Origin of the sequence: Alcanivorax quisquiliarum, from assembly GCF_023051175.1 — a bacterium.
Classification (GTDB): Bacteria; Pseudomonadota; Gammaproteobacteria; order Pseudomonadales; family Alcanivoracaceae; genus Isoalcanivorax; species Isoalcanivorax quisquiliarum.
Genome location: NZ_JALKII010000003.1, coordinates 17,112 through 33,392, shown reverse-complemented (window position 1 = coordinate 33,392; position 16,281 = coordinate 17,112). Strand labels below are relative to the sequence as shown.

The window sequence follows — 16,281 nt, the reverse complement described above, 5'->3', positions numbered from 1 at the left end:
GATGCAAATTCAGGCATTGGCAGGGCAGCGCGAGCGCTCCGGGGCTGCTAGACTGGTCGACTCGCCATCTGCCATTAAGGCAGAGGGCGTAGTTGGGGGATCATACTTTCTTCCTGTGCAGGCTGTAAGTCTTTCCGCAGCCCGGTAGTCGGCTTTTTCTTTTCGCAGGTATGACGAACAGTAATGGACAATTTCAAACAAAAAACAGCCCACCTGATTGTCGGGGCGCTGCTGGTGCTGGGCTATTTTGCCAGCCTGCCGGCGCATGTATGGGAGCCCGAGCCGGCGTTTGCAGTGCCCGCCCCGGCCATCCATGCCCCACGATCCGGCGATGCCTGGGCGCTGAACTTTGCCTCCGATGGCACCACCTTGCAGACTCACGCAGCCTCGATGGCGGAGCTGCCCGATGGGCGTATTCGTGCTTTCTGGTTCGCCGGCAGCCGCGAAGGCGCTGCCGATGTCGCTATTCATTCATCAGTATTTGATCCTGTAACTGGCGTCTGGAGTGATGAGCATGTGCTGCTCACCCGAGCGCAGGTGAGCGAGGGCCTGGGCCGCTATGTGCGCAAGCTGGGTAACGTGGTGCCGGTCGTGGATGATGACGGGCGCCTGCGGCTATACATGGTGGTGGTCAGTTTTGGCGGCTGGGCCGCGAGCCGGCTGGCGGTGGCGGAATCCATGGACGATGGCAAAAGCTGGCACATCAGCGATGGGCTGGTCACCTCGCCATTTTTCAACCTCAGCACGCTGGTGAAAGCACCGCCGATTCATTTCAGTGATGGTTCTATCGGCCTGCCGGTCTATCACGAGCTGGCGGCAAAGTTCGGTGAAGTGCTGCGCCTGGACGAAGACAACCGCATCCTGCAACGTTCCCGCATCGGCCGTTTGCGCGAATCCTTGCAACCGCTGGTGCTGGTGGATTCGCCTGCCCATGCGGTCGCATTCCTGCGGAACGCCAATAACAGTCGCCCCGGCATCCTGTGGCGCAGCGATACCGATGATACCGGGCAGAGCTGGAGTGCGCTGAGCGACGGTCAATTGCCCAATCCGGGCTCGGCGGTGGGCGGTGTGCGTCTGGGCGATGGCCACTGGCTGCTGGTGGCCAACAATAACGCCATCGAGCGTGACGATCTCTATATTCTGGAAACGCGCGATCACGGCCAGAGCTGGCGCCCGGTGCATATCATGCATGATGACGCCGACCTGCGAGAGCAGGCGGTATCGGTGGATAATTTTCGCTCCCTTGTGCGCACCCGCATGACCAGCATCGGTGCCGGGCCGATTACCGAAGAGCAGCACGCACGCGTGATGAAAGCGGCAATCCGCAATAATTGCCGTGGCGAGCGCTGTCTCTCGCAATTCGATTATCCGTATGTGATCCGCACGCGCAGCGGCGATATTCATATCGTCTATTCCTGGAAAAAAAGCCTGATTGCTCATGCCTGGTGGCGTGCTGATGGGCAGCCGTCGGGCGTCGATCAGCGTCAGGCGCGGCTGGAGGCGGCACAATGATGGGTGAGTCTTTTCTGTCCTGGCCTTTTGCGACGCTGGTGACTGCGTTGGTGTTTGCCTCGATTACGCTGCGCCTGTTGCGCATTCGTGCGCCGAAGATCGGCATCCCGCTAGTGCTGCTGGTGGTGCTGGTATCGTTATTGCCCATGCCCTGGGGGCTGGGCATGTGGGTGCGCAGTTATCTGGGCGAGTTCAGCGTTACGCTAGGGGTGATGAGCGTCATGTTCATGCAGCATCGCCTCGGGGGCCGCTGGTTCCTGCCGTCAGGGGAATTGCGCATGATGGCGTTGCTGGTGGTGGGCACCGCGGCGTGGTTTTATCCGATGAGCCTGGGGCTGACGTATATCGATCCCTACGCTTGGGGCTTTGGTGATTTCCGCTTCAGTGCGGTGCTGTTGCTGCTCGGCCTGGCGGCCTGGGTCATGCGCGCCTATGGCATCTGCCTGATGCTGGTGGGCGCGCAGTGCGCCTTCGCTCTGCGCCTGCTGCCCTCGGACAATCTGTGGGATTATCTGCTTGACCCCTGGTTGGCGGCCTGGTCGCTTGGCTGGCTGGTGCGCGACTGGCGCCTGACCCTGCTTGCCCGCCGTACCCCCGTGGCCGCCTGACCCGGCGCTAGTCGCTCGCCGGTGCCGCCAGGGGCGGTGCCGGTGCGCGGCGGCCCAGCAGTATCGCGGCCACATAGCCCACCACAAACATGATCAGGTTGCCGATCAGACCGGTGTAATACAGATCAAACGGCGCCGCCAGCACAGCTGGCAGCAAACCGTGGCTTGAGGCCAGCGCCCAGGCGGTAAACAGCAACGTACAGCTGATGCCATACCAGGCTGCCCGCGCATCGCCCCGCTTGCTGAGAAAACCCAGCAGATACAGCCCCAGCAAGCCCCCGCCCAGCAACGACACCATAATCAGGATCACGTCCTGAAGCGTCTCCGTATTGGCACGCTCCAGCAGCAGGGCACCGCCGATGGTTACGGCTGTAGTGAAAGCGGCGATCACCCAGGCGCTATGCAAATAATGGTGATCCGTGGCGCCGGGCCGCAGATGGCGGCGATAGATATCCACCACGGAAACAGTGGTGATCGCATTGATGCTGGAATCCATTGATGACATGGCGGCGGCCAGCGTAGCTGCCAGCACCAGTCCAACGATGCCGGGCGGCAAGTATTCAGTGATGAACCATGGCATCAGATGCTCGGCCTTGCGAGTACCAGCGAGGATCTCCGCAGACACCTCGGCCGACAGGGTCTGGAACAGTACCCACAGAGCGCTGCCCAGAAACATGTAGAACGCCCAGAGCGGCAAGGCGGTCAGCACATAAATCAACATGCCGCGCCGTGCTTCGCGAGTCGAGGCGGCCGCGCAATAACGCTGCACCGTATTCTGGTTGCTCGTGTACTCTGTCAGCCAGTTGGTCAAGCCGACCAGCAGAAGCATGGTGCCGGTTTTGGCACTGAGCGAAAAATCCCAGCGCGTGGTGAGGATTTCGCCGTCCTTCATCTCGCCAAAGCTCAGCTTGCCGGCCGCCCCGGCGGTACTGATCACCTGACCGATGCCGCCAGGCAGCAGATCAAGCACCACCCACAGGCACACCAGTCCGCCGGCAATGAGCACCGTGGTCTGGATGACATCTGTCCAGATCACTGCATCAATGCCGCCAAGAATGGTGTAAGCGCCCACAAACAAGCCGCTGAGGATGATCGACATGGCCGGTGGCATACCGGTGATCTGTTGCAGCAACAATGACAAAAGCCAGAGGATGGTCGCCAGCCGCACCAATTGCGCCACGATGAACACCAGTGCACCGTAAACGCGCAACGAGGGGCCGAAACGCTCTTCCAGAAACTCGTAAGCTGTCGTGGTGTTGCCGCGCCGGAAGATCGGCAGTACCAGCCAGGCGGCCAGCGCGATGGCCAGCGGCAGTGCCAGGTTAGGCAGATAGCGTAGCCAGGTGGTTTTGAAGGCATCGGCCGGATAGGCGATGAACGTGACCGAGCTGATCGAGGTGCCGACCAGCGACAAGCCGATCACCCAGCCACGAAAGCGCCGGCCGCCAAGGAAATATTCTTCTGTGCTGTCATTGCCACGCGCTGCCCACAAGCCAATGGCGAATACCACCACCAGATAGCCGATCAGTACGGCGGCATCCCACCCCGATATCTGCACACGTTGTTCCTTTTTTGTTCTTCGCCGAGCCACCCGCTGGCAGAGGGGCGGCGGTGTCGGGCATCAATTTTCGATGAAGACTTTGTCGGCCTGTTCGCCGCGATCCGTCTCGTTGATGACAAAGCGAACGCGTGCGCCTTGTTGCAGGCTGCGGCGGCCACCGTTTTGCAGAGCACGAAAATGCACGAAAATCTCGCGGCCGTCCTCGGTGAGAATAAAGCCGAATCCCTTGTTCGGGTTGAACCATTTCACTTCACCAGCGAGGCTGTTGCGGCCCGTGCTCAGATGCAGCAGCCGGGGCGCTGCTCGCCAGGGCACCAGTGGCGCGGCGAAGATCAGCACCGGTACCAGCAGCCACAGGCCCATGAAGCCACCGGGTGAGCGCACCAGCGCAGTGCCGTGGCTGGCGACGAAGGCGAACAGAAAAGCTAGTAACAACCAGTGCAGGTTGCGGCGCAGATGGCCGGCAGCCACGCACAGCGCACTGAGCGCGCCAGCGAGCAGCAGGCCGACCCCGGCCTGGCGTGCCAGCACAGGTGAGAATTGGCTGCTATCCTGTTCCGGGTGCCACAGGCCGACCAGATGCCCCGGTGCGAATGTCAGGCCCAGGCCGGAGCCGGCAAGTATGAACGCGAAGGACATGTAGAATATCGTCAGAAACCGTGAGTCGTGCATGAGCGTTGGCGCTACCTTCTCTATCATCAATGCGGAGCCTCTGGAGGGCGACTGACCTCGTGCAACCAGAGAGCCTTGCGGGATTGCGAGCAACGTGCGCCATCCTTGCGGGCGCCCGCTGGCATTGTAACCAAGGTGCGGCTGAATCTCATGCCGAACTGCCTCAACAGGTCGGGAACTTCACTGCAACATGACGGACTATCCATTTCTGCGCCGTGAATGGCTGCTGGCGCTTGCAGAAAGCGGCGCCGTTGCTGCACCGGGCAGCAACGACGACAGGACCGGCTGGCACGATATCTCCTGTCGTGCGGGCGAGGGAGTGTTGCCGCTGTATCGCAAGGCTCATTCGTGGGGCGAATATGTGTTCGATCACGGCTGGGCGGATGCCTATGCCCGGCACGGCTTGCATTATTATCCGAAACTGGTGACAGCGATCCCGTACACGCCGGTGACCGGGCCGCGCTGGCGCCTGCCCCAGGGTGTCAGCGACGCAGCGGGCTGGCTGTGGCCGCGGATTCAGGAAGCGCTGGCGGCGCATCAGGCCAGCGGCTGGCATCTGCTGTTCCCCGATCAGGCGGCGGCAGAGGCGCTGGCAGAGCTACCTCTGATCACGCGGCAGGCGTGCCACTTCCGCTGGTTCAATCGGGATTATCAGACTTTCGACGATTTTCTGGCCGCACTGGTATCGCGCAAGCGCAAATCGCTGCGCCGGGAGCGTCAGCGTGTGCTTGAACAGGGCCTGACTATTCAGCGCGCTGCCGGGGCTGCCATTCCCGCGCATTGGTGGGACGTCTTCTACGCGTGCTACGCCGATACCTACTTGCGACGCGGGCAGTCACCTTACCTGGCGCCGGCTTTCTTTCGCGCTATCCGGGAACAGATGGGCGAGCAGTTGATGCTGACCGCAGCGTTTGCGGATAATCCAGAGCAGCCGGTGGCGATGGCCATCTATCTGTTCGATGGGCAAGGGCTTTACGGGCGCTACTGGGGTGCTTTGCAGGATTACGACGCGCTGCATTTCGAGCTGTGTTATTATCAGGGCATCGAGTTTGCCATTGAGCAGCAACTGGCGCTATTCGATCCGGGGGTGCAGGGCGAACACAAGCTGCTGCGCGGGTTCGAGCCGGTTATCACCCGGTCGCTCCATCATCTGGTGGAGCCGGCCTTTCATCAGGCGGTGGCGGATTTTTGCGAGCGTGAGGCGCACGCAGTATTGGCGTATCGGGATGAGGCGCGAACCTTGCTGCCCTATCGGGCGGGGTAGTTGTCGTGCGCCCTTGAGGGCGCCAGCGGCAGTGCCAGGCCCGGCAGGTTGCTTCAGGCCGCTGCGCCGCGCTGGTGGTCGAAATACACCAGCGCCATGGTGATGAGATCGCGCACATCGCTTTCCGGGTGGTTAGGGTCCTTGGGCCCCAGGCCCTCGGTGACATCCTCGAACTCGCTGCTGTCGGGCGCAGCAAGATCAATGAAGTATTCCACCACACGTCGTGACTGGGTAATCAGGGTGCCCGAGAAAACATCGTCGTCGAACAGCCCTACGCAGGGAAAGACCGAGCGCTGGATATCCACGCCTTGCTGGCGCAGCCAGGCGGCCAGGGCCGGGTGTGGTACGTCGTCCTGGCGCATGGCCAGCGTCGCCTGAGCGACGGCATTCCAGGCATTTTTTTCGCTGGCTTTCTCAAATTCCATATCGAGCTTCCCCCGTCTCGTGAGGAGACGCTGTTCATCAGGCGCAGGGCCTGGTGTTGTGTGTGCGCGGCTCGCGCCCACGTCTGTGTTGCAAGCGTTCAGCGGTGCTTCCGGTGCGTTACGCTGCAAGAGCGCAGCGACGATGCAACTCGTGTGTGCGGGGCGGTGGCTCCGATCGTCACGGCTCTTTACGCTGCTCACGCAGCGCTTACCCCCAGCCCTGCTATTCTGACGCTTGTCCGGTGCGCCCGGTAGCAGCGAATTCAGACATTTCTTGTAGGTGAAAGCTTACAAAGCGCGTCAGAACCTGTCCTGGGGCGCGTGGGCAGGCGCCGTCATCTCGAATAAAGGCGGCATAGGGCAGTCAAGCAGTGTGCAGACAGCGCGCAACAGCTCGGCCTCGGCCACCTGGACGCGCCGGTCTGCCAGCACGGCATCGGCGCAGGCATCAACCAGTAGTGATTTCAACAGCGGCGTGAGCCCCGCCAGGCGCTTCAGGGCGTCGGCAAGGCGGTCCAGCCGACATTGCTCCCGTGGCAGCAGCGTGGTGCCAGCCGGCAACAGCGCAGTGCCAAGGCGCTGGAACAACCGGGCCGGATCTTGTTGTGCACCGCCGGCATGGATCATGGTGGAAAGCAGCAAGCGGATTTCGTCTGCCAGGGGCTGAAAACTGCGGTAAAGCGTGCGCTGGCTGCGGGCGGCGGTTTTGCCCAGGTGATCTTCCAGAATATGCAGCAGCACGAACTCGAACAGGGTGATACGGCGGTCGGCGCGTACCAGCGCTTCCAGGCGGGCGAGCAACTGGTCACGCTCTGCCTGCGGCAGCAGCTTGAGGGTGGGGATGGCCATGTCCAGCAACGGCAGCCGTAGCCGCGTGCCGAGTTTCTGCACCTCTTGCAGATAGTGCGCCAGACGCGCCTGTTGATCACTCGGTAACGACAGGCTCGGGAGCAGCTGGCCGGGCTGCTCGGAGACGCTGAGCACCAGCGCGCAGATCATCAGCTCGGCACCCTCAGGCTGATGCAACGCCTCGCGCAGCGGGGCAGGGATGCTCGCGTGAATGGTGCGAGCATAGCCAAGATGGGCCGGCGTAACAGTGCCCACGACGTCGCTGGCGCGGGGGCGCGATGCTGGCGCGGCAGCCGGGGCGCCGGTGGTCGCGGCGAAGGTCATAGCCGCAGTTGGCCCCGAAGCAGCCTCGGGCGTGGCCGCGTCAGCGCCTGCCGGTGTGGGAGTGGCAGTGCGTCTGCTGCGTTCATCGGCGCGTGCCCGCGCCGGCCACTGGCTGCCGATCGCGGCCAGGCGTTCGTCCAGAGGCGGGTGGGTGGCCAGCAGGCCGCGCAATTTCAGCGGCAGCGTCTCGCCAAAGCACATGTGGCTCATATCCTCGGCGTGGCGGTTGTTCAGATACGAGCCGTTACCGTTACGGATGCGAATCAGCGCTTGGGCAATGCCGGCGGGATTGCGGGTGAACTGCACCGCCCCGGCGTCGGCCAACAGCTCCCGCTGGCGCGATATCGCGGCCTTGATCAGCCGGCCGAAGAACAGCCCGATATAACCGATTGCCATGAGTGCCACGCCGGCAAGCAGCAGCACCGGCAATGCATCCTGGCGGCGCCCACGGCTGTCGAAGTGCGAAAAACGGGCGTTGTGCAGCAGGAATTCGCCGGTTTTGCCGATCGCGACGATACCGGCCAGGGTTGCAATCAGGCGCAGGTTCAGGCGCATGTCGGCATTGAAAACATGACTGAATTCATGCGCGATGACGCCCTGCATTTCGTCGCGGCTGAGTTGTTCCAGCGCCCCACGGGTAACGATGACACAGGTTTCGGTGGGGCGGTGGCCGGCCACCAGCGCGTTGATGGCCTGTTCGTTGTCCAGCACGAACAGCTCCGGAACAGGAATGCCGGAGGCGATTGCCATTTCTTCCACGATATTTATCAACTGCCGCTCAGCTGGAGTGTTGCTGCCGGGTTCGATGCGGCGGGCGCCGAGCATGTCCGCCAGTGCCGCGCCACCGTCGCGCAATTGCCAGAAGCGCAGCGCACTGCCGCCAGTAATGATCAGCAGGGTGGCGCCCGCAATCCAGGCGGCGGGCGCTGATGTGAACCATTCGCTGGCCGGGGTCGGGCGCACCATCCAGTTCATGACCAGCAGGCAGACCAGATTGACCGCCATGGCAGTGAGCAGCACCGCCAGGCTGAAATACAGCACCAGCAGGCTGGTGCGGCGTTTGGCTCGAGCCTGGTGTTCGAAGAAGTTCATCGGTGTCGGTCAGTTCAGAAACTGACGGCGGGTGCTTTGCGTGCGTTGGTGTTTTCGATCTCCAGCAGCTGGGCTGGTTGGAACGTGGCGCCGAAAAAGCCCGCAATGATGTTGTTCGGGATCTGCTCGCGATAGGTGTTGTAGTTCATGACCGCATCATTGAAAGCCTGACGGGCGAAGCCGACACGGTTCTCGGTCGATGACAGCTCTTCCATCAGGTTGCGGATGCTTTCGTTGGCTTTCAGATCCGGGTAGTTTTCCGACACTGCGAGGAAGTTTGCCAGCGAGCCGCCGAGCACGGATTCGGCGCGGCCCAGGGTGGTGATGGCGTTACCGTTTTCCGGGTTGCTGCGTGCTGCCTGGCGGGCGCTTTCGGCCTGATTGCGGGCCTCGGTCACTTGTGTGAGTGTCTCTTTTTCGTGTGCCATGTAAGCGCGCGCGGCTTCGACCAGATTGGGGATCAGATCGTGCCGGCGTTGCAATTGCACGTCGATTTGCGCAAACGCGTTCTTGAAGCGGTTGCGCAAGGTGATCAGGCGGTTGTAGACGGAAATGCTCAGGACCAGCACCAGGGCGGCAAGGCCCAGGATCAGGACGACGGCGTTCATGGCGGCTCCCGGTTCAGTATGTCAGCTCAAGGGGTGAGGCTAACGCAACTGGGGCCGGTGGCACAGACCTTTCAGCCGCCGTTTGCTGCCATGCGGCCCGATTCTAGCTTGCTCACGCGCCCGGTCCGATGACGCCGATGGGCACATAGTGATCCACCAGCAACGCCGCGAAGAGCATAAACAGGTAGGTAATGGAATAACCGAAGGTCTTCATGGGGGTGCGCGGATCGTCGCCGAAACGCAGCTTGAGCGCATGCAGCACGAAAATCAGCCCCAGCAACAGGGCGGCGGCCAGATAAATCAGGCCGCTCATGCCGGTGAGATAGGGTAGCAGCGACGTCAGCAGCAGCAAAATGGTGTAGTGGAGCACGCTGGCGCGGGTAAACGGGATGCCATGAGTGACCGGCAGCATGGGAATTTCGGCCTTGGCATAATCATCGCGGCGATGGATCGCCAGCGCCCAGAAGTGCGGCGGTGTCCAGACGAAGATGATCAGCACCAGCAGCCAGGCGTAGGGATGCATCTCGCCGGAAACGGACGTCCAGCCAAGCAGCGGCGGAATAGCACCGGCGAGGCCGCCGATGACGATATTTTGCGGCGTCGCTCGTTTGAGGTAGAGCGTATAGATGAACGCATACCCGACAAAGCCGAACAGCGTAAGTAGCGCCGTCAGGCGGTTCACCAGCTGATCGAGAATCAGCATCGAGAGCACCGCCAGCAAGGCTGCAAAGGCTACCGCCTTGCGGGTATTGAGGCGGCCGGTGACGATGGGCCGGTTCTCGGTGCGTGACATGACTGCATCAATTTTCTGATCCATGATCTGGTTGATGGCGGCGGAGGCCATCATCGCCAGAGTCAGGCCCGAAAAGGCCGGCACCAGTATGGATACCGGCACCATGCCGGCCGGCTCGGTGGCCAGAAACATGCCGGCGATAGCGGTGACCATCAGCAGTAATACGACGCCTGGCTTTGTGAGGGCGAGATAATCGCGCCAGCTCGCTGAATCAGACATTCCCCTGCCTCCGTTCGGGCTGCACCGAGATCGCCCGCAAGAACAACACAATACTGACCAGTAGTATGACCGCACCAAAGTTATGTGCCACGGCAACATCCAGCGGCACATGGAATACCACATTGCTGACACCCAAGGCGAACTGTGCCGCTACCACGACGCCCATGGTCAGGCCAAGGTTGCGATTCAGGGTGCAACGGGCGCGGCGCGCCACCTGGATCGCCAGCAGCCCGACCACCAGCAGAGTAGCCAGCGCGCCGAAGCGATGCATCACATGAATGGTGGTGCGCGCATCATTTTCCAGCACGCCGAATTCATAATCCTCACCGTCGTGATCGTGGCCGAAAAAGGTGAAGGCGTCGGCAAAATTGATGTGGCTGACCCAGCCCTTTTCGCAGATCGGCAGCTCGGTGCAGACCACCGCTGCGTAGTTGGCTGTGGTCCATCCGCCCAGCGCGATCTGCATGATGACGATAGCTAGCGCGGCAGTGCCCAGCGGCTTGAGGCTGCGTACATCGGGATCGTTGCGAAACTGTGGCCACCCGTAAAGCTGCGCTGCCAGCCAGCAGAGCAGGGTGAACGTGGAGAACCCCCCCAGCAGATGCAGCATCACGATGGTGGGCTGCAAGCCCATGGTGACGGTCCACTTGCCCAGGATGCCCTGAAAGATCACCAGCGCTACCAGGGCGAGCGGCAGGGCCACCGGCTGTTCGGGCTGGCGCCGATTGGCCCAGGCCAGCGCCGCGATAATGATGATCGTCAAGCCCAGCAGGCTGGCAAAATAGCGGTGCACCATCTCGGGAACAGTCTTGTGCGCTTCGCGGTAGGTGCCGGGCTGCAATTCGTTCTTGGTGCTGACGTAATCAATCGCCTTGCGTACATCCATATGGCCGTAGCAACCGGGCCAGTCGGGGCAGCCGAGGCCGGCATCGCTCAGGCGCGTCCAGGCGCCGAGCATGATGACTACGGCGGTAAGCAGGATGGTGAGCAGTGTCAGACGGCGTTGCCAGACAAGTGAGCGGGGCGTGCTGGTGCTACTGCGGTGAAAGTTTTCCGACATCGGCAGTTAACCTATTGCTGAGCCTTTCAGGGTGCGCTTGAGGTCATCACGAATATTATCGGCCTCAAGCAAAGTCGAATCCCGGTCTGCATGGGTGGGATACCACAGGAAAATCATGCCGTCGGGGCTGATGATGAAAATATGGTGCAGGGGGCTGGCGCCGGCCATTGCATCGACGAGCGCGGCTTCGATAACGTCGCGTTGGCCATGGGCTTCATACATGCCGGCGACATTGTTATTCAGGAATTCACGCAAGTCGGTGTCTGCCTCGGCGGTGTGAATGATCAGCCGGCGCACCCGTGTGGCATCCCGATCCAGCGACAGGCGCAGCTGACGCATCAGATAAAAAAGACCGTTCTTGCAGGCGGTGTCGCAGGCATCGCCGGCGATGTACGCCATCGTCCACTGGCCGGCCATATCCGCGCCGGTATAGGGCGTGCCTTCGTCGGATGTCAGCGCCAGGCTGTCGATGCTGACATGGGGAATAATCAGCGTGCCCTTGTTGATGCGTGGCAGCTCATCGACATTGACGAGAAAGCGACCAGCGAGAAAAAATGCCAGAAAGACACCCAGAATCAGGCCCAGTACCAGAAAATTCTTGTTCCGTTCCTGCATGACTTACCTGCCTGCCTGACTTGTCGTACGTTTAGCTGCGTTGATCCGTGCTCTGCCCAGCGCGGTCGTCACAGGCTGTTCTTCGTGGGGCGGCGCCGGAAGCTGACCACCAGGAAGAAAATTACCACCGTAACCGCCAGCCCGAACCACTGTAGTGCATAGGCCTGGTGCCGCTCCGGACCCATCACCGCATCGTGCCACACGCGTGGGAATTCGCCCGCAGTTTCCAGCTCGGCCTCCGGGTGCACGCGGATCTCGAAGGGCGCCAATTCTACCCCAAGTAGTGGCGCAATGGCTTCCATTTCCACCTTCTGTACTCGTAAAGGCCAGGTGGCCGCGCGCAGATCGTCCTCGGCCAGCACCAGCGTCAGCGGGCTGTAAACGTATGTTTGTCCGTTCACCGTGACAGCTCCTTCGATGACGGGAATATCAGGTAGCTGATTGCGATCGCGGCCACGGGGCAGCCAGCCGCGATTGACCAGCACCCAGTGGCCGGTATCACTGTGGAGGGGGCTCAGCAGATGGTAGCCGGCGACGCCATTGAGTGTGCGGTTATCCAGCAGAATGGGGTGGTCGTTATCAATGGTACCGCGCACCCGCACGGGGAAATTGCCCGGCTCGGCCTCGGCCAGCACTTGTGTCAGCGTCAGCGGGCCCTGTTCGGCGCGCTCACTGGCCTGCGCCAGCACGCGGGCTTTGCTGCGGCCGCGATCCAGTTGCCAGAAGGCGGCCTGCAGGCACACGGCAGCCACCACCAGAGTGGCCAGCGCAGCGGCCAGGCTTGGGCGGAATCGACGTGCTGCCATGGAGCGCCTCCGAACGGGTACTGACAGGGCGCTGCCGCGTAGGCAGGGCGCGGCGCGTCCCCTACAATGGCGGTCTATTGTACACAAGGGCTTGTGTTATGTGGTGGGTGAAACTGGTAGTCCTCCTGTTGCTGGCGGCGGTGGCCATCTCGCTGTTTCGCGGGTTATCGGCCGTGGTGCGGAACAAGGGCAAGGAGGGCGCTACTGTTCGTGCGTTGACCTGGCGCGTGGCCTTTTCCGTGGCCGTGGTCGTGGTGTTGTTTCTATCGATGTGGATGGGCTGGCTGCAGCCGCATGATGTGAACCCGACCACTCGCGGGGGCGTGCCAATCGAGCGTCAGGCACCGGCCTCGCAACCAGCACCGTAGCCGTTAGCCGCGATACCGGGCAGGGCCGTGACAGGCTCTGCACCGGCTTGCCTGAAGATATTTCCTTTTTGAAGTGTCGTGCTGCGTCACCGCCTGGCCTGGCCGCACGGTGCAGGGCGGCTTTGCACGCCGCTTTCAATTTCGCTGCGCGGCGATGCAGGCGGTGGCTGTAGAGCGGCGCCAGGTAATTTTCCCGAAAAAGCCATATGGCTCGATGTAAGAGGGGCTCGTTTCAATTCGAGCATGGGGCGGCCGGCGCGGGTGGCAGGTGATGGCTGTGATCTGGAGCCGTTGCTGTTAGCGAAAAAGCAGTGCAATGAAAAAGGCGCCGGAGAGGCGCCTTTTCGTTGTGAACCAATCTGTTGTAAGGGTTGGCTCAGAGCCAGTACACCGTGACGAACAGAAACAGCCACACCACGTCAACGAAATGCCAGTACCAGGCGGCTGCTTCCCAGGCGAAGTGGTTTTCCGGGGTGTAATGGCCTTTCAATACGCGCAGGAATGTCACCGTCAGGAAGATGGTACCGAGGAAAACGTGCACCCCATGGAAGCCGGTCAGCATGAAGAACAGCGAACCGTAGATGCCGGCATCGATGGTGAGGCCCATATCGTAGGCGTGAATGTACTCGATCACCTGGCAGCACAGGAAGGCAACAGCCAAGGCGATGGTGGCTGCCTGGAACAGAATGACCTTGCCGCGCTGGTTGGCGACCATAGCGTGGTGCGCAATGGTCAGCGTGATGGAACTGGTCAGCAACAGCGCAGTGTTCACCGCCGGCAGGCCCCAGGCGCCCATGGCAGCGGTGACGCGGCCGTCCGGGGCGGTAACGACAGGCCACATGGCCTGGAATTCCGGCCACAGCAGTTCATGAGTCATGGCGCCGGTGCCGGCGCCGCCGAGCCACGGCACGATCAGCCAGCGGGTGTAGAACATGGCACCGAAGAAAGCGCTGAAGAACATCACCTCGGAAAAGATGAACCACAGCATGCCCTGGCTGTAGGAGCGGTACATCTGGTCGCTATGCAGGCCACCGATGGATTCCTTTACGGTGTCGCGCCACCACATGAACAGCACGCCGATCATCCAGATGACACCCACGGCGAGCAGCATGCCGCCGAAGGTGCCTTCGTTGTTGACCACGTCTGTGCTCTGCTGGATGAAGTTGGCACCCCCGAGTGCCAATAGCATCAAGCCAACGGATGCCAGCACCGGCCACGGGCTACCGGCGGGAACATAATATTGCGTTGTTTTCTCTGCCATGCGTGTGTCTCCTGGGAACCTGTCTGAGCGCCTTAACGAGCGGCAACCTCGCCGGCACGGCCGTTGACGCGATCAGTAATGTCAAACAGCGTATACGACAATGTAATGGTGGTCAGGTGTTTCGGCAGCGCCGGATCAAGGTAGAAAATCATCGGCATGATCTGCTCGCTGTTTGCTGCCAGCGGCTGCTGATCAAAGCAGAAACACTGCGTCTTTTTGAAGTGGCTGGCGGCTTGCCCCGGCACCAGAGAAGGGATGGCCTGGCTGACCATGTCCTGATCGGTATCGTTGCGCACGCGGAAGTTGACGGCTTTGATCTCGCCCGGGTGAACCCGAACAGAATGCTCCATCGGTTCGAATGCCCACGGCATATTCGGATCGTTGCGTGTGACAAACTGCACCAGCACCGAGCGCTCTTCGTCCGCTACCATGCCTTCCGGCACCTGAGTGATCGCACGGCTGTTGGTTTTGCCATTCAGGCCGGTGACTTCACACAGCACTTCATAGAGCGGCACCATGGCGAACGCAAAACCGAACATTCCCACCACTGCGAACACCAGTTTCCTGACGATGTTGCGATGCTGCGGTTCGAGCTCTTGTTCCGACATGGTGCCCTCCTGAGTCGCTAAACCTTTGTTGCGTCGAGCTTACTTGATTATCGGCGGCGTATCGAAGGTGTGGTGCGGTGCGGGAGACGGCACCGTCCATTCCAGCCCTTCCGGGTTGTCCCACACTTCCATAGTGGCCTTCTCGCCCTTCTTGAGGAAGCACGCCTTGATCAGCACCCACAGCAGGAACAGCTGCGAAATACCGAACCAGAAGGCGCCGATGCTGATCCAGAAGTTGTAGTCGGCAAATTGCAACGCATAATCCGCATAACGGCGAGGCATGCCCGCCAGCCCCACAAAGTGCATCGGGAAGAACAGCAGGTTCACCGACAGCAGTGAATTCCAGAAGTGCATTTCGCCCCAGAAGCGGTCGTACATTACGCCTGTCCACTTCGGCAGCCAGTAGTACACGGCGGCGAACATGGAGAAGATGGCGCCCGGCACCAGCACATAGTGGAAGTGCGCGACCACGAAGTAGGAGTCGTGATACTGGATGTCAGCCGGCGTGAAGGCCAGCATCAGACCGGACAAGCCGCCGATGGTGAACAGCACCACAAACGAAATGGCCCATTTCATCGGCACTTCAAAGGTCAGCGAGCCACGCCACATGGTGGCCACCCAGTTGAATACTTTTACGCCGGTGGGCACCGAAATCAGCATGGTCATGTACATGAAGAACAGCATGCCGGCCAGCGGCATCCCCACGGCAAACATGTGATGCGCCCAGACCAGGAACGACAGCAGCGCGATGGAGCCGGTGGCGTACACCATCGAGGCGTAACCGAACAGCGGCTTGCGGGCAAATGTCGGGATGATCGCTGAGACTACGCCGAATGCCGGCAGAATCATGATGTACACTTCCGGGTGTCCGAAGAACCAGAAAATATGCTGGAACAGCACCGGGTCGCCACCACCGGCGGCGTCAAAGAAACTGGTGCCGAAGTGGCGATCGGTGAGCACCATCGTCACGGCGCCGGCGAGAACGGGCATGACCACGATCAGCAGGAACGCAGTGATCAGCCAGGTCCACACGAACAGCGGCAGTTTCATCATGGTCATGCCAGGAGCGCGCATGTTCATGACTGTCACGATGACGTTGATGGCGCCCATGATGGAAGAAATACCCATCATGTGAACCGACAGAATGAAGAAGTCTGTCGAGGCCGGGCCGTAGGTGCTGGACAGCGGTGCATAGAAAGTCCAGCCAAAGTTCGGTGCAGGCGGATTGCCGTCGGCAAAGATACTCAGCACGACAGAGCTCAGCAGCAGGGCGAACGCGGCCGGCAGAATCCAGAATGACCAGTTGTTCATGCGCGGCAGCGCCATGTCCGGTGCGCCGATCATCAACGGGATCATCCAGTTGGCCAGGCCCACGAAGGCGGGCATGACGGCCCCGAAGACCATGACCAGACCGTGGACGGTGGTCATCTGGTTGAAGAAATCAGGGTCAACGACCTGCATGCCGGGGTACAGCAGCTCGGTGCGGATGACCAGGGCCATAAGACCGCCGACCAGGAACATAATGAAGCTGAACCACAGATATAGCGAGCCGATATCTTTGTGGTTAGTGCTGAAAAGCCAGCGCTTCAACCCGGTCGGAGCGTGGTGCTCGTGGTGGTCTGACATAATTGCTCCC

16 protein-coding genes are annotated in these 16,281 nt (G+C 61.1%); 4 read left to right on the top strand and 12 right to left on the bottom strand.

All coding sequences use genetic code 11. The features are described from left to right. Positions 1-183 precede the first annotated feature (183 nt). Positions 184-1,512, top strand: a complete 1,329-nt coding sequence (locus MU846_RS06035; protein ID WP_246950309.1) for a sialidase family protein — start codon at positions 184-186, stop codon at positions 1,510-1,512. Continuing rightward, positions 1,509-2,120 (top strand): hypothetical protein, encoded by a 612-nt coding sequence (locus MU846_RS06030; RefSeq protein WP_246950307.1) that lies wholly within the window; start codon positions 1,509-1,511, stop codon positions 2,118-2,120. Before MU846_RS06035 ends, MU846_RS06030 begins: the two co-directional genes overlap by 4 nt. Before the next feature lie 7 nt (positions 2,121-2,127). Here the strand turns inward: MU846_RS06030 and MU846_RS06025 are convergent, their stop codons facing one another. After that, a complete protein-coding gene (locus MU846_RS06025) occupies positions 2,128-3,678 on the bottom strand; it encodes a sodium:solute symporter family transporter (RefSeq protein WP_246950305.1) in 1,551 nt (516 codons plus the stop codon). A 63-nt stretch (positions 3,679-3,741) separates the two neighbouring features. Further along, a complete protein-coding gene (locus MU846_RS14605; RefSeq protein ID WP_306799283.1) occupies positions 3,742-4,320 on the bottom strand; it encodes a cold-shock protein in 579 nt (192 codons plus the stop codon). A 223-nt stretch (positions 4,321-4,543) separates the two neighbouring features. On the opposite strand from MU846_RS14605, the gene MU846_RS06015 reads away from it, so the two are divergent. After that, a complete protein-coding gene (locus MU846_RS06015; protein ID WP_246950303.1) occupies positions 4,544-5,617 on the top strand; it encodes a GNAT family N-acetyltransferase in 1,074 nt (357 codons plus the stop codon). A gap of 53 nt (positions 5,618-5,670) precedes the next feature. On the opposite strand, the gene MU846_RS06010 is transcribed toward MU846_RS06015, so the two are convergent. The 7 genes from MU846_RS06010 to MU846_RS05980 all read right to left on the bottom strand — a co-directional run bounded on the left by MU846_RS06010 (position 5,671) and on the right by MU846_RS05980 (position 12,408). After that, complete coding sequence (locus MU846_RS06010) at positions 5,671-6,042, bottom strand: hypothetical protein (protein ID WP_246950301.1); 372 nt, start codon at positions 6,040-6,042, stop codon at positions 5,671-5,673. 300 nt (positions 6,043-6,342) lie between these two features. Further along, on the bottom strand, positions 6,343-8,307 hold the full coding sequence (locus MU846_RS06005; RefSeq protein ID WP_246950299.1) for a M48 family metallopeptidase: 1,965 nt from the start codon (positions 8,305-8,307) through the stop codon (positions 6,343-6,345). A gap of 14 nt (positions 8,308-8,321) precedes the next feature. Next, positions 8,322-8,915: a LemA family protein gene (locus MU846_RS06000; protein WP_246950297.1), complete on the bottom strand. Its 594-nt coding sequence runs from the start codon at positions 8,913-8,915 to the stop codon at positions 8,322-8,324. A 112-nt stretch (positions 8,916-9,027) separates the two neighbouring features. Continuing rightward, the gene (gene cyoE / locus MU846_RS05995) at positions 9,028-9,927 is read right to left on the bottom strand and encodes a heme o synthase (protein ID WP_246950289.1); all 900 of its coding nucleotides are present in this window, start codon (positions 9,925-9,927) and stop codon (positions 9,028-9,030) included. Continuing rightward, positions 9,920-10,987, bottom strand: a complete 1,068-nt coding sequence (locus tag MU846_RS05990; RefSeq protein ID WP_246950287.1) for a COX15/CtaA family protein — start codon at positions 10,985-10,987, stop codon at positions 9,920-9,922. Before MU846_RS05990 ends, cyoE begins: the two co-directional genes overlap by 8 nt. Before the next feature lie 6 nt (positions 10,988-10,993). Continuing rightward, complete coding sequence (locus MU846_RS05985) at positions 10,994-11,602, bottom strand: redox-active disulfide-containing membrane protein (RefSeq protein WP_246950285.1); 609 nt, start codon at positions 11,600-11,602, stop codon at positions 10,994-10,996. Positions 11,603-11,670: 68 nt separating this feature from the next. Beyond that, positions 11,671-12,408 carry an SURF1 family protein gene (locus MU846_RS05980; RefSeq protein ID WP_246950275.1) on the bottom strand — a complete coding sequence of 246 codons (738 nt, stop codon included), beginning with the start codon at positions 12,406-12,408 and terminating at the stop codon, positions 11,671-11,673. Positions 12,409-12,506: 98 nt separating this feature from the next. On the opposite strand from MU846_RS05980, the gene MU846_RS05975 reads away from it, so the two are divergent. Further along, on the top strand, positions 12,507-12,776 hold the full coding sequence (locus tag MU846_RS05975; protein ID WP_246950273.1) for a twin transmembrane helix small protein: 270 nt from the start codon (positions 12,507-12,509) through the stop codon (positions 12,774-12,776). 376 nt (positions 12,777-13,152) lie between these two features. On the opposite strand, the gene MU846_RS05970 is transcribed toward MU846_RS05975, so the two are convergent. From MU846_RS05970 to ctaD, 3 genes are read right to left on the bottom strand one after another with little or no spacing between them, the layout of a single operon-like run. After that, positions 13,153-14,037, bottom strand: a complete 885-nt coding sequence (locus tag MU846_RS05970) for a cytochrome c oxidase subunit 3 (RefSeq protein ID WP_246950271.1) — start codon at positions 14,035-14,037, stop codon at positions 13,153-13,155. A gap of 32 nt (positions 14,038-14,069) precedes the next feature. Beyond that, positions 14,070-14,645 (bottom strand): cytochrome c oxidase assembly protein, encoded by a 576-nt coding sequence (locus MU846_RS05965; RefSeq protein ID WP_246950261.1) that lies wholly within the window; start codon positions 14,643-14,645, stop codon positions 14,070-14,072. A gap of 39 nt (positions 14,646-14,684) precedes the next feature. Further along, a complete protein-coding gene (gene ctaD / locus MU846_RS05960; RefSeq protein WP_246950259.1) occupies positions 14,685-16,271 on the bottom strand; it encodes a cytochrome c oxidase subunit I in 1,587 nt (528 codons plus the stop codon). Positions 16,272-16,281 lie beyond the last annotated feature (10 nt).